General features: G+C 66.5%; 13 protein-coding genes. 5 read left to right on the top strand and 8 right to left on the bottom strand.

Features of this window, described 5'->3' with window-relative positions; all coding sequences use genetic code 11:
- Positions 1 to 70: 70 nt before the first annotated feature.
- Both FIV02_RS00165 and FIV02_RS00160 read right to left on the bottom strand, forming a co-directional pair.
- Complete coding sequence (locus FIV02_RS00165) at positions 71 to 721, bottom strand: 7-cyano-7-deazaguanine/7-aminomethyl-7-deazaguanine transporter (RefSeq protein WP_152487470.1); 651 nt, start codon at positions 719 to 721, stop codon at positions 71 to 73.
- 144 nt (positions 722 to 865) lie between these two features.
- Positions 866 to 1,432, bottom strand: coding sequence for a C40 family peptidase (locus tag FIV02_RS00160; RefSeq protein WP_152487469.1), 567 nt, complete (start codon positions 1,430 to 1,432; stop codon positions 866 to 868).
- 204 nt (positions 1,433 to 1,636) lie between these two features.
- Between FIV02_RS00160 and choX the strand changes: the two genes are divergently transcribed.
- Positions 1,637 to 2,563 (top strand): choline ABC transporter substrate-binding protein, encoded by a 927-nt coding sequence (choX, locus tag FIV02_RS00155; RefSeq protein ID WP_152487468.1) that lies wholly within the window; start codon positions 1,637 to 1,639, stop codon positions 2,561 to 2,563.
- Between the two features lie 46 nt (positions 2,564 to 2,609).
- On the opposite strand, the gene FIV02_RS00150 is transcribed toward choX, so the two are convergent.
- The 6 genes from FIV02_RS00150 to FIV02_RS00125 form a co-directional block, all read right to left on the bottom strand.
- Positions 2,610 to 3,086: an Lrp/AsnC family transcriptional regulator gene (locus FIV02_RS00150; protein ID WP_152490068.1), complete on the bottom strand. Its 477-nt coding sequence runs from the start codon at positions 3,084 to 3,086 to the stop codon at positions 2,610 to 2,612.
- Between the two features lie 106 nt (positions 3,087 to 3,192).
- Positions 3,193 to 4,194: a N(2)-acetyl-L-2,4-diaminobutanoate deacetylase DoeB gene (gene doeB, locus FIV02_RS00145; protein ID WP_152487467.1), complete on the bottom strand. Its 1,002-nt coding sequence runs from the start codon at positions 4,192 to 4,194 to the stop codon at positions 3,193 to 3,195.
- Positions 4,195 to 4,313: 119 nt separating this feature from the next.
- Complete coding sequence (gene doeA / locus FIV02_RS00140) at positions 4,314 to 5,504, bottom strand: ectoine hydrolase DoeA (RefSeq protein ID WP_152487466.1); 1,191 nt, start codon at positions 5,502 to 5,504, stop codon at positions 4,314 to 4,316.
- An 84-nt stretch (positions 5,505 to 5,588) separates the two neighbouring features.
- Positions 5,589 to 6,566: an ectoine utilization protein EutC gene (eutC, locus tag FIV02_RS00135; RefSeq protein ID WP_037052291.1), complete on the bottom strand. Its 978-nt coding sequence runs from the start codon at positions 6,564 to 6,566 to the stop codon at positions 5,589 to 5,591.
- Positions 6,567 to 6,575: 9 nt separating this feature from the next.
- The gene (eutB, locus tag FIV02_RS00130) at positions 6,576 to 7,547 is read right to left on the bottom strand and encodes a hydroxyectoine utilization dehydratase EutB (RefSeq protein ID WP_152487465.1); all 972 of its coding nucleotides are present in this window, start codon (positions 7,545 to 7,547) and stop codon (positions 6,576 to 6,578) included.
- A 637-nt stretch (positions 7,548 to 8,184) separates the two neighbouring features.
- Complete coding sequence (locus FIV02_RS00125) at positions 8,185 to 9,582, bottom strand: PLP-dependent aminotransferase family protein (protein ID WP_047590717.1); 1,398 nt, start codon at positions 9,580 to 9,582, stop codon at positions 8,185 to 8,187.
- A gap of 253 nt (positions 9,583 to 9,835) precedes the next feature.
- Between FIV02_RS00125 and ehuB the strand changes: the two genes are divergently transcribed.
- The 4 genes from ehuB to ehuA are packed head-to-tail and all read left to right on the top strand — an operon-like array spanning position 9,836 to position 12,881.
- A complete protein-coding gene (gene ehuB, locus FIV02_RS00120) occupies positions 9,836 to 10,681 on the top strand; it encodes an ectoine/hydroxyectoine ABC transporter substrate-binding protein EhuB (RefSeq protein ID WP_152487464.1) in 846 nt (281 codons plus the stop codon).
- A 60-nt stretch (positions 10,682 to 10,741) separates the two neighbouring features.
- Complete coding sequence (gene ehuC / locus FIV02_RS00115) at positions 10,742 to 11,401, top strand: ectoine/hydroxyectoine ABC transporter permease subunit EhuC (RefSeq protein ID WP_037052301.1); 660 nt, start codon at positions 10,742 to 10,744, stop codon at positions 11,399 to 11,401.
- Positions 11,398 to 12,060, top strand: a complete 663-nt coding sequence (ehuD, locus tag FIV02_RS00110) for an ectoine/hydroxyectoine ABC transporter permease subunit EhuD (protein WP_037052304.1) — start codon at positions 11,398 to 11,400, stop codon at positions 12,058 to 12,060. Before ehuC ends, ehuD begins: the two co-directional genes overlap by 4 nt.
- A gap of 41 nt (positions 12,061 to 12,101) precedes the next feature.
- On the top strand, positions 12,102 to 12,881 hold the full coding sequence (ehuA, locus tag FIV02_RS00105) for an ectoine/hydroxyectoine ABC transporter ATP-binding protein EhuA (protein WP_152487463.1): 780 nt from the start codon (positions 12,102 to 12,104) through the stop codon (positions 12,879 to 12,881).
- The last annotated feature ends 32 nt before the right edge of the window (positions 12,882 to 12,913 follow it).

The following is a 12,913-nucleotide window of genomic DNA, read 5'->3' as shown; positions in this document are numbered from 1 at the left end:
TCGCGGCTAAAGTCCCTCACACACACTCGCCACCGGCCACCGTGGGAGGCGCTTTAGCGGCGAGCGTGCTTCACGCCGTGGCAGTACGTTGCGGCAGGGCGCGCACGATGGCGCTGAGCAGCATGCCGTACAGCGGCACGAACAGCATCAGGCTGATGGCCAGCTTGATCACGTAGTCCACCGTGGCGACTTCCACCCAGTTGGCCGCCATGAACGGATCGTCGCTGTGCCAGAAGGCCACCGAGAAGAACAGGAAGGTGTCCAGCAGATTGCCGAAGATGGTCGAGGCGGTGGGCGCCACCCACCACTGACGCATCCTGCGCAGGCGGTCGAACACCTGAATGTCCAGCAACTGGCCGAAGGCATAGGCGAGGAAGCTGGCCACGGCGATGCGGAAGACGAACAGGTTGAACTCGCCCAGCGCTGCCAGGCCGCCGAAGGCTCCCTCGTGGAACAGCACCGAGACCACATAGGAAGCGAGCAGCGCCGGCAGCATCACACGGGCGATGACCACGCGCGCGGCATGCTTGCCGATCAGGCGCACGGTGAGGTCGGTGGCGAGGAAGATGAACGGGAAGCTGAACGCACCCCAGGTGGTATGCCAGCCGAACAGGGTGATCGGCAGCTGCACCAGGTAGTTGCTGGCGATGATGATGAGGATGTGGAAGGCGATCAGGCCGGCCAGCACGGGCCGACTGACCGACGCGGGAATCAGGGTCATGTCGATGTCCTTTTTCGTGAAGTGGGGTGAGGGAACCCACTGCCGCAGCCGACATGGCCACGAGCGGCGCGCATTCTAGCGCGTTGTTGACTCGCGGGATAGGTTTTGCCCGAACGGTCCCGCGCCGTTGGTCCGCTCGATTGTTCAGGCTTCCGGCACGACTCGCTTGGCCAGCTGGAAATGACGCTGCCAATAGGCGTTGCTGAGGTGATCGATGCGCACGTTGCTGCCACGTCGCGGGGCGTGGATGAAGCGGCCGTCGCCCAGGTAGATGGCCACGTGGTCCACCGCGCGGCTACGGATACGGAAGAACAGCAGATCGCCCGGCTGCAGGTCGCTGCGCTTCACCGAAGGCGCGTCCAGGCGTGACAGGGCGCGAGAGGTGCGTGGCAGGTCGAGGTCGCTCTGGGTCTTGAAGGCGTACTGCACCAGGCCGCTGCAATCGAAGCCCTGCCGGGGGCTGGTGCCGCCCCAGCGATAGGGTATGCCCAGGGCGCCCAGGGCGCGGTCGATCACCTCGCGGGCCGGGGCCGGTTCGGCCGCTGGCGCGGTGGCGGGAATGGTCTGGATACGGAAGGTGGCGGAGGCTTGGGTACAAATTCCCAGTAAAAGAGCGCCTCCCAGGCAAAGTGACGTGAAAAACTTGTTCAAACCCAGTGATCCTGGTGACTGGCCAGCGAACGGAACCCCCTCCGAATCAAGGCATTGCATAGAAAACGGGCTTCCCGCCCGTCCCGGAGACGGACCATCGAAAAGCCCACCGGGTTCACTGCCGGCCTCGTCAATCGACGAACGGTTACCGGCCTGAAGCTGCACATTCGTGACCGATCACCGCCATTTGCGCCCCGACTGTTGAGCCGCACCCGCTCGACCGTTAAGGTCACCCGGCTGCCCACCACTGCAAAGGACTCGTGCATGAACCTGAGAACCACCCTGTTCGCCGCCTCGCTGCTGGCCGTCAGCCTTGGCGCCCAGGCACAGACCGACAGCGCCAGCTGCAGCGCAGTCACCCTCGCCGATCCGGGCTGGAGCGACATCGCCGTGACCAACGGCATCGCCAGCCTGCTGCTCGACGGCCTCGGCTACAAGGCACAGACCCGCACCCTGGCCGTACCGATCATCTTCGCCGGGCTGCAGAAGGGCCAGGTGGATGTGTTCCTCGGCAACTGGATGCCGGCAGGCCAGCACGACTACGCGCGCTACGTGGCGAGCGGCCAGGTGGACAAGGTGGTGGAGAACCTCGGCGGCACCGAGTACACCCTGGCCGTGCCCACCTACACCTACGCCGCAGGGGTGAAGGACTTCAGCGACCTGAAGCGCTTCGCCGAGCGCTTCGACCGGAAGATCTACGGCATCGGCTCCGGCTCGCCGGCCAACGACTACATTCGCCAGATGATCGAGGGCAACGAGTTCGGCCTCGGCGACTGGAAGCTGGTGGAGTCCAGCGAACAGGCGATGCTGGTGCAGGTCGGCCGCGCGGTGAAGCGCGACGAGTTCGTGGTGTTCCTCGGCTGGACGCCGCACCCGATGAACGTGCAGTTCGACATGCAGTACCTCAAGGGCGGCGAGAAATTCTTCGGCAGCACCGGCTCGGTCAACACCCTGGCGCGCAAGGGCTATGTCGCCGAGTGCCCGAACGTTGGCAGGCTGCTGAGCAACCTGACCTTCACCCAGGAGATGGAAAACACCATCATGGATGAGGTGCTCAACCGCAAGGTGGCCAGCGCCACGGCGATCAGCACCTGGATCAGGGCCAACCCGCAGGTGCTGGAGCGCTGGCTGGACGGCGTGACCACCCGCGACGGCGCTGACGGCCTGGCCGCGGTGAAGGCCAGGCTCTGATGCCACGTCAGCCTGCAGATGCCCGATATCTCAGGCCTGGCGTAGGTCAGTCGTCCAGTTCGGCGGGCGCACCCGACGCGTCCGCCTTGATGGTCTTGGTGACGATGTAGGTGAAGTAGCGCTCGATGCCGAGGTCTTCCAGCAGCAGCTGGTCGATGAAACGCTGGTAGTGGTCGATGTCACGGGCGCGGATCATGGCGATGTAGTCGACGCCGCCGCCGGTGGCGTAGCAGAAGCCCACCTCCGGCGCCTCGCCCAGGCGCTGCTCGAAGCGGCGCATGTCCTGCGCGGTATGCCGCGCCAGGGTGATTTCCACCAGCACCTGCTGGCTGCGGAACAGCGCCGCCCAGTCGATCAGCGCGCGGTAACCCTTGATCAGCCCGGCGCTTTCCAGCTTGCGCACGCGCTCCCAGGCCGGGGTCACCGAGAGGTTGATCGCCTCGGCCAGGGCCGACTTGGTGATCCGCCCGTCCTCGGCGAGGATGCGCAGGATCTTCAGGTCATAGCGGTCGAGCTTGTGCATCGGTGCCTCGGTCGATTGAGCGTTCATGGGGTGTATGGCCCCCTGTCGCGGCTAAAGCCCCTCCCACGATCTGTAAGTCTGTGGGAGGGGCTTTAGCCGCGACCGGTTAGCCCACCACCTCGGCGATGACCGCGAGGGTATCACCACACTGCACCAGCCCCGGGAAATGCCGGGCGGCGAGCAGGCCGCTGCGCCGGGCGCGGTACTCGCTGGCGGGCGCGCCGGTGCGCCGCAGGCTGTGCACGCGCGCGATCACCTCGCCCTTCTCCACTCTGTCGCCCAGATCGCGGCACATCTCCAGCAGGCCGTCGTCCTCGCTGGCGACGAAACAGTCGCCATCGGGCATGTCGAGCATCACCGACTCGCCGGCCTCGATCTCGCCCTGCAGCAGGCCGAAATGGATCAGCAGATTGCGCACGCCGCGCTCGGCGATGGCCAGGCTCTTCGCCGTGCTGCTGCCGCCGCCACCCAGCTCGGTGGTGACGAACACCTTGCCCTGCTCCTCGGCGGCGGTGTCGTACATGCCCACCGCGTCCAGCTCCAGCATGCGCATGCAGTAGGGCGCGGCGAAGGCGCGCATGCCGGCGGCGCAGGCCGCGTCCTGGGCCTTGTCCGGGAGCACGTGGCAGGCGGCGAAGGGCAGGAAGTCCAGGGTCTTGCCACCGGAATGGATGTCCAGCACCACGTCGGCCATGGGCAGCAGCGTGCGCTGGAAGTAGTCGGCGATCTTCTGCGTCACCGTGCCATCCGGCTTGCCGGGGAAACTGCGGTTGAGGTTGCCCTTGTCGATCGGCGAGGTACGGCTGCCGGCCTGCACCGCCGGGGTGTTCATGAACGGCACGATGATCACCCGGCCGGTGACGTCCTCGGCGCGCAGGCGCTGGGCCAGCTTGCTCAGCGCCAGCGGGCCTTCGTACTCGTCGCCGTGGTTGCCGCCGGTGAGCAGCGCGGTGGGGCCGCGGCCGTTCTTCACCACGGTCACCGGGATCATCACCGCGCCCCAGGCCGAATCGTCACAGGAATAGGGCAGCTTGAGATAGCCGTGTTGCACGCCGTCACGCTCGAAGTCGAGCGTGGGGCTGATGGGGTTGTCGCGCAGTGGGGTCATGATGCAAAGCCCGGCATGAATGTATGTCTCTGTGGCGTCGCTTTTCGTAGGAGCTGGCTTGCCAGCGATATGCTGTTGATGCGGATCGCCGGCAAGCCGGCTCCTACGACCGAGGGCAATCAATCCTTCACGAACAGCTGGCGCGGCACGTCGCAGAGGGTTTCCACGCCGCGTTCGGTGATCAGGATCGATTCGGTGATTTCCAGGCCCCAGTCGTCCAGCCACAGGCCGGGCATGAAGTGGAAGGTCATCCCCGGCTGCAGCACGCTCTCGTCGCTCGGACGCAGGCTCATGGTGCGTTCGCCCCAGTCCGGTGGATAGCTGATACCGATGGGGTAGCCGCAGCGGCTGTCCTTGTGGATGCCGAACTTCTCCAGCACCTTGAAGAAGGCACGGGCGATATCACCGGTGGTGTTGCCCGGCCTGGCCGCCTCCAGGCCGGCGGCGATGCCCTCGACCACCGCCTTCTCGCCATCGAGGAAATGCTGCGGCGGCTTGCCCAGGTAGATGGTGCGCGACAGCGGGCAGTGGTAGCGCTTGTAGCAACCGGCGATCTCGAAGAAGGTGCCGGCGCCGCTGCGCATCGGCGAATCGTCCCAGGTCAGGTGCGGCGCGCTGGCGTCCGCCCCGGTGGGCAGCAGCGGCACGATGGCCGGGTAGTCGCCGCCATGGCCGTCGGCACCGAGGATGCCGGTGCGGTAGATCTCGGCGACCAGCTCGTTCTTGCGCAGGCCGGGCTCGATCTTGTCGAAGATCGCCGCATGCATCTTCTCGACGATCTTCGCCGCGATGCGCATGTAGCCGATCTCGGTCGGCGACTTGATCGCCCGCTGCCAGTTGACCAGCGCGGTGCAGTCGACGAAGCGTGCGTTGGGCAGATTGCGTTGTAGCGAGGCGTAGGCGGCGGCACTGAAGTAGTAGTTGTCCAGCTCCACGCCGATGCTGAGCTTGTCCCAGCCACGTGCGGCGATGACCTCAAGGGACAGGTAGTCCATCGGGTGGCGCTCGGTGGACTGCACGTAGTGATCGGGGTAGCCGACGATATTGCCCTGCTCCATGAACACCGTGCGCTTGGCGCCATTGGCATCCTGGCCACGGCCATACCAGACCGGCTCGCCGTCGAGCGCCAGCAGCACGCACTGGTGCACGTAGAACGACCAGCCGTCATAGCCGGTGAGCCAGGCCATGTTGGACGGGTCGCTGACGATCAGCAGCTCGATGCCCCTGGCCTGCATGGCGCTGCGGGTCCTGGCCAGACGCTGGGCATATTCCTCCCGGCTGAAGGGGAGGTTGACGACGATTTCGGACATGGATGAATCCCCGTGTTTTTGTGGGACTGTGAGAGGGGCCGGGCGGCGTTCCGTTTGCGCCGCGACGAAGCCCCTCTCACAGAGTCATGAATCGAAGTTGAGGCCTTTGCCGGCCTGCCGCGCACGCTGATAGGCCAGGCTGGCGATGGCGGTGTCCTGGGCCCCGGTGCCGGTCAGGTCGCAGAGGGTGATCTGCTCATCTGCGCTACGCCCGGGCCGCTGACCGGCGATCACCTGGCCCAGTTCGGCGAAGTCGGCATCGGCAGCCACCAGGCCTGCGGCGATGGCGTGGTTGAGCTCGCCGAGCACGCGGGTCTGGCTCAGGCGGTCGGCGACATAGGCGTCGACCTGCGCCAGCACGGCCGGGGCGATCTCGTTCTTGTGTTCGGCGTCCGAGCCCATGGCGGTGATGTGCAGGCCGGGGCGCAGGTGCCGTGGCTGGATCAGCGGTTCACGGCTGGGCGTGGTGCTGACGGCGATATCGGCGCCCTCCAGCGCGGCGTCGACGCTGTCCACGGCGCGGGCATCCTCCAGCTCGGCAGCCATGGCCCGGGCCTTGGCCGGGTCGCGTGCCCAGATACGCACCTCGCGTACTTCGCGCACCAGGCGCAGCGCCTGCAACTGCAAGCGCGCCTGCTCGCCAGCGCCGAGAATGGCGACCACCCCGGCGTCCTCGCGCGCCAGCCAGCGGGCCGCGACGGCGCCGGCAGCCGCAGTGCGCACGGCGGTGAGGTAGCCGTTGTCCAGCAGCAGGGCGTCGGCCAGACCGGTCTGTGCGGAAAACAGCATCATCAGACCGTTGAGGCTGGGCAGACCAAGCTTGGGGTTGTCGAAGAACCCGGGGCTGACCTTGATGGCGAAGTGCGCAACGCCCGGCAGGTAGGCGGTCTTCACGTCCACCTCGCCGTTGTGCTCGGGGACGTCCAGACGCAGGATCGGCGGCATGGCCACGGCGGCGGTGGCGAGCAGACGGAAGGCGTTCTCCACCACCGCCAGGCTGGCGCTGTCGAGGCCGACGCAGGCGCGCAGGTCGGCCTGGTTGAGAATCAGGGTCTTGGCCATGGCCACTCCTCAGGCTTCCGCGCCATTGATGACGCGCAGGTGCTGGTCGATATCGATGTTGCGCCCGCTGATCACCACCACCACCGGACCTCGCGGTTGAATCAGGCCGTCGAGCAGCGCGGCGATGCCCACTGCGGCCGCACCTTCGACCACCAGTCGCTCCTCGCGGTAGGCGTGGCGGATGCCGCGGGCGATGGACGCCTCGTCGAGCAGATGCACCTGGTCGCACAGTTCGCGGGTGATGGCGTAGGTGTAGCGGTTGTCCAGGCCGATGCCGCCGCCGAGGGAGTCGGCCAGGGTCGACAGCTCCTCCACCTCGACGGGTGCGCCGGCCTCCAGGCTGGCGTGCATTGCCGCCCCCAGCCGCATGCTGATGCCGTGAGCGCGAATCGCCGGGCTGGCCGCCTTGATCGCCAGCGCCACGCCGGCGAACAGGCCGCCGCCGGACAGCGGCACCAGCACCTCGCAGACGTCCGGGCATTGCTCGAGAATCTCCAGGCCCAGGCTGCCCTGGCCGGCGATCACATGCGGATGGTCGAAGGGCGGGATGAACGCCGCGCCCTGCTCGTGGGCGATGCGCAGCGCTTCGAGCTGGGCATCGTCCTGACTGCGGCCGCTGATCACCACCTCGGCGCCCAGCTCACGGATGGCGCGCACCTTGTTCTGCGGCACCAGCTCGGACAGGCAGACGATGGCCTTCACGCCCTGCTGCGCGGCGGCGAAGGCCAGTGCGCGACCGTGGTTGCCGGTGGAGGCGGTGACCACGCCGCAGCGTTTGCGCCCGGCATCCAGCTGCGCCACCGCGTTGCTCGCGCCACGCAGCTTGAAGCTGCCGGTGGCCTGCTGCGACTCCAGCTTCAGCCACACCGGCACGCCGAGCAGGCGACTCAGGCTGGGTGAGTGCTCCAGCGGCGTCTGGCGTACCAGGCCGGCGATACGCTGGCGGGCCTGGAGCAGGTCATCGAAGGCAATGGAGGGCATGGCGCACGTTCCGTGAAGGTGTGCGGCCGAGTGTATGAGCGGGAAATTGACTGACCGAATGTACTAGGACGATTTTTTGTTCGGCTTGCGGACAGGCATTGCCGCAAGGGTGTCGTCACGACGACAAGCGTAGGGTGGATCACGCTGTATCGATCCACCGTTGCGGTGGACGTGAAAAGCGACGTCCACCCTACGTTCCCGGATTTCATCCGGGCTACGGGGCAGGTCGCAGGAGCGGCTTCAGCCGCGAAACGTACACCTCACGCCGGTGAACGTAGGGTGGATCACGCTTCACCGATCCACCGTTGCGGTGGACGTAAAAGGCGACGTCCACCCTACATTCCCGGATTTCATCCGGGCTACGGGGCGGGTCGTAGGAGCGGCTTCAGCCGCGAAACGTGCGCCTCACGCCGGTGAACGTAGGGTGGATCACGCTTCACCGATCCACCGTCACGGTGGACGTACAAGGCGACGTCCACCCTACGTTCCCGGATTTCATCCGGGCTACAGGCGCAGGGTCGTAGGAGCGGCTTCAGCCGCGAAACGTACACCTCACGCCAGTGAACGTAGGGTGGATCACGCTTCACCGATCCACCGTTGCGGTGGACGAGGAAAGGCGACGTCCACCCTACGGTTCTCAAAAATCATGCACCTTCGGGTACTGGCCGAACACGTCACGGACGATCTGCACGCCCTGGCGCATCTTCGCCTCGCTGCATTCGGCGCCGACGCACAGCCGCACCGCGCGTGGCCTGGGCATGCCGGGCGGGACGAAGGGGTCGGGCAGAGTCAGTGCCACGTTGCGTCGGCGCAGCTCGCGCAGCAGGCTGTCGGTCTCCCAGCCCTCCGGCACACGCAGCCAGCTGTTGAGCGAGTAGGGGTGGTTGCCGATCAGGTGCTCGCCCAGCTCCTGCTCGACCAGCGCCTGGCGGTTGGCCAGGAGCTGACGCTGCAACTGCACCAGGTCCTCGGCTTCACCGGAGTCGATCCAGCGCGTCGCCACTTCGCCGAGCAGCGACGGCGCCATCCAGCTGTTGACCCGCAGGATGCTCTCGGTGCGCAGCGCCAGGCGCTTGGGCATCACCAGATAGCCGATGCGCAGGCCGGTGAGCACCGACTTGGTCAGGCTGGTGCAGTAGAACGACAGCTCCGGCGCGTAATGGCTCAGCGGCCGCGAGGCCTGCTGACCGGCCAGCAGCGGGCCGTAGACGTCGTCCTCGATGATGTACACGCCATAGCGACGGGCGATCTCGGCGATCTCGCGGCGGCGCTCATCGGGCATCAGCGCGCTGGTAGGGTTGTTCAGGTTGGGCGTACAGACCAGCGCGGTGATGCGCTCGTTGCCGCACATGTCCTCGAAGTGCTCGGGATTCAACCCGTGGCGGTCCATCTCCAGCCCCTTGAGGGTAAAGCCGAGCACCTGCGAGCTGCCGATGGCGCCGTGGTCGGTCAGGCCTTCGCAGAGCACCACATCATCCGGGCCGGCCAGCGTCGCCAGGGCGAGGAAGATGCCGTGGGCCGCGCCGCTGGTCAGCAACACGTCCTCGGTACCCACATCCATGCCCAGGCGCGCAAGCCAGCGCACCGCCGCCTCGCGCTGGTGCTGCATGCCGGCAATCGGGCGGAAGGCGTGAATCCAGGGCTGGTCAGGTTCCTGCGCCAGCTCCAGGCAGGTCTGCCGCCACAGGCGGTCGTGGGCCTCGGTATGGAGGATGCGCGCGTTGGAAAAGTCCATCAGCGCCTGCTCGCTGCGGTCGAGCATGCTGCTGGCCACCCGCTCGCTGGTGCGCCGCGAGACGAAGCTGCCACGGCCCACCTCGCAGCGCACGCGGCCCTGGCGCTCCAGCTCCTTGTAAGCGTTGGTCACGGTCTGCACGCTGATGCCCAGGGCATCGGAGACCTGCCGCTGCGGGGGCAACCGTTGACCGTCGATCAGGTTACCCTGTTCGATGTCGGCGGCGACCGCCTGGACCAGGAGCTTGTATTTCGACTCGCCCGGACGCGCGTTGGCCAGGGCCTTCTTCCAGTTCTGCATCGATGGCTTCCTCTGGCGACTGCAGGCAAGCATCCCGCGTGGGGCAGTGCGATTCAATTGTCCTAGTGCAATGCCGCAGCGAAAAAACCCTTTGTATGCTCGGGCCAAGGGTGGAGAACAGTGCCTCGGCACCCCAGAACAACACCACCCGGCCGGCGCAGGTCCCGATCTGCGCGCCAACGCTCTTGATTTACCTGCCTCCTAACACAGCACGCCGCCGCTGGCGGACTACAAGAAACAGGAGAACACCAAGATGAGTAGCGTTATCCCCTCCCGCTTCGGTCACCTCGCACTGACCTGCGCCTTGCTCGGCGGCTTCGTCGTCGGCGCCCAGGCCTCGACCCTGGACAAGGTCAAGGACAGCAGCAGCGTGCGCATCGGCTACGCCAACGAGACGCCCTTCGCCTACACCGCGCTGGACGGCAGCGTCACCGGCGAGTCGCCGGAAATCGTCAGGAAGATCTTCGAGCAGATGGGCGTCAAGACCATCAACCCGGTGCTCACCGAATGGGGTTCACTGATCCCCGGCCTGCGTGCCAGCCGTTTCGACCTGATCGCCGCCGGCATGTACATCACCCCCGAACGCTGCAAGCAGGTGCTGTTCACCGATCCGCACTACCAGTTGCCCGACACCCTGCTGACCAAGGCCGGCAACCCGAAGAACCTGCACAGCTATGCAGACATCGCCAAGAGCGGCGCCAAGGTGGCGATCATGGCCGGTACGGTGAACCTGGGATACGCCCGCAGCGCCGGTATCACTGACGAGCAGATTCTCCAGGTGCCGGACACCACCGCCCAGCTGCAGGCCGTGCGCGCCGGTCGCGCCGATGCGGCGGTCGGCACCCAGCTGACCATGAAGGGCCTGGCCGAGAAGGGTGGCGACGGCGTCGAGGCCATCGCCGAATTCAACGACGACCCGGCCCACACCGGCTATGGCGCCCTGGCCTTCCGCCCGGAAGACAAGGACCTGCGCGATGCGGTGAACGCCGCGCTGAAGCAATGGCTCGGCAGCGAGGATCACCTGGCCACGGTGAAGCCCTTCGGCTTCGACCAGTCCAACATCACCGACAAGACCGCCGCCGAACTCTGCGCTCAGTAACCTGCGGTGTCTGCCGCGCACGCCAGTGCGCGGCATGAATCCTTCGACCGGTAGACATTCATGACCGATCTTCTCCCCCTGCTGTTGCAAGGCGCCTGGGTCACCGTGCAAGTCACCTTCTGGGGCTCGCTGCTGGCGATTGCCAGCGCCGTGCTCGCCGCCCTCGGCCGGCTGTCGCCGATCGGCCCGCTGCGCTGGCTGGCGATCACCTACATCGAGATATTCCGTGGCACCTCGCTGCTGGTGCAGCTGTTCTGGCTGTACTTCGTGCTGCCGATGCCGCCGTTCAACATCGAGATGAGCGCCTTCGCCGTGGCCGTGGTCGGCCTCGGCCTGCACATCGGCGCCTATGGCGCGGAAGTCATGCGCGGCGCCATCCGTTCGGTCGCCAAGGGCCAGTACGAAGCCTGCACCGCGCTGAACATGACGCCGTTGCGGCGCTTCACCCGCATCATCCTGCCGCAGGCCCTGCTGGCGGCGATTCCACCCGGCACCAACCTGCTGATCGAGCTGCTGAAGAACACCTCGCTGGTGTCGCTGATCACCCTGTCGGACCTGGCCTTCCGCGCCCGCCAGCTGGACCAGGCGACCTTCATGACCCTGGAGATCTTCGCCCTGGCGCTGCTGCTGTATTTCCTCATGGCACAGGTGATCAACCTCGGCATGCGCCTGCTGGAACGACGCCTTGCCCGTGGCCGGATGCGCGGAGGCCTGCAATGAACTTCTTCGACTGGGACTTCGCCCTGAGCATCCTTCCGGACCTGCTCAAGGCCTCGCTCAATACCCTGCTGATCACCTTCGCCGGCTTCGCCATCGCCATCGTCGTCGGCCTGCTGCTGGCCATCGCCCGGCGCAGCAGGCACCTGTGGCTGTCCTGGCCGGTGGCCGGGCTGATCGAATTCATCCGCAGCACGCCGCTGCTGATCCAGGTGTACTTCCTGTTCTACGTGTTCCCCAACTACGGGCTGAACCTCACCGCGCTGCAGGCGGGGATCCTCGGCATCGCCCTGCACTACGCCTGCTACACCGCCGAGGTCTATCGCGCCGGCCTCGACGCCGTGCCGCGCGGCCAGTGGGAAGCGGTGACGGCGCTGAACATGGCGCCGCTGTCGGCGTACCGGCAGATCATCCTGCCGCAGGCGCTGCGGCCGATCCTCCCCGCGCTGGGCAACTACCTGGTGGCCATGCTCAAGGACACCCCGGTGCTGTCCGCGATCACCGTGGTGGAGATCATGCAGCAAGCCAAGAACATCGGCTCGGAGAGCTTCCGCTACCTCGAGCCCATCACCCTGGTCGGCCTGTTCTTCCTCGCCCTCAGCCTGGTCCTGGCCTGGTGCGTGCGGCGCATGGAAGATCGCCTGGAGGTCACTGCCCGATGACTGCTTTTATCAACTCGACCGCCGCTGCAGGGAGTTCCAGCATGCCCCAGCCCATCGTCCGCTTCACCGACGTGACCAAGCGTTACGGCAACCTCACCGTGCTCGACAAGCTCAACCTGGATGTCGCCCCCGGCGAAAAGGTGGCGATCATCGGCCCCAGTGGCTCGGGCAAGTCGACCCTGCTGCGCGCACTGATGACCCTGGAAAGCATCGACGAGGGCCTGATCGCCGTCGACGACGAGCCGCTGACCCACATGAGTACCCGCGACGGCCGCCTGGTGCCGGCCAGCGCCAGCTACCAGCGCAAGGTGCGCGGCAAGATCGGCATGGTGTTCCAGAGCTTCAACCTGTTCCCGCACATGTGCGCCCTGCAGAACGTCATCGAGGCGCCGATGCAGGTGCTCGGCCTGGGCCGGAAGGAAGCCACGGAACGCGCCGAGGAACTGCTGGCGATGGTTGGCCTGGGCGAGAAGCTGCGCCATTTCCCTTCGCAACTGTCCGGCGGCCAGCAACAGCGCGTGGCGATCGCCCGTGCGCTGGCGATGCGACCCAAGGTGATGCTGTTCGACGAGGTCACCTCGGCGCTCGACCCGGAGCTGTGCGGCGAAGTGCTGGGGGTGATCCGCCGCCTCGGCAGCGAGCACAACCTGACCATGCTGATGGTCACCCACCAGATGGGCTTCGCCCGCGAGTTCGCCGACCGCGTGTGCTTCTTCCACCAGGGCCGCATCCACGAACAGGGCACCCCCGAGGAGCTGTTCGGCAACCCGCAGCAGGAACGCACGCAGGCATTTCTCAGCGCGGTAAACGAGGCGCACTGAGGCCGTCTCAGGCCCTGTCGTAGGAGCGGCTT

It is taken from the genome of Pseudomonas sp. THAF187a, from assembly GCF_009363395.1.
GTDB lineage: Bacteria > Pseudomonadota > Gammaproteobacteria > Pseudomonadales > Pseudomonadaceae > Aquipseudomonas > Aquipseudomonas khazarica.
Note: the sequence above shows the minus strand (reverse complement) of the source record. Positions and strands in the feature narration are given on the sequence as shown.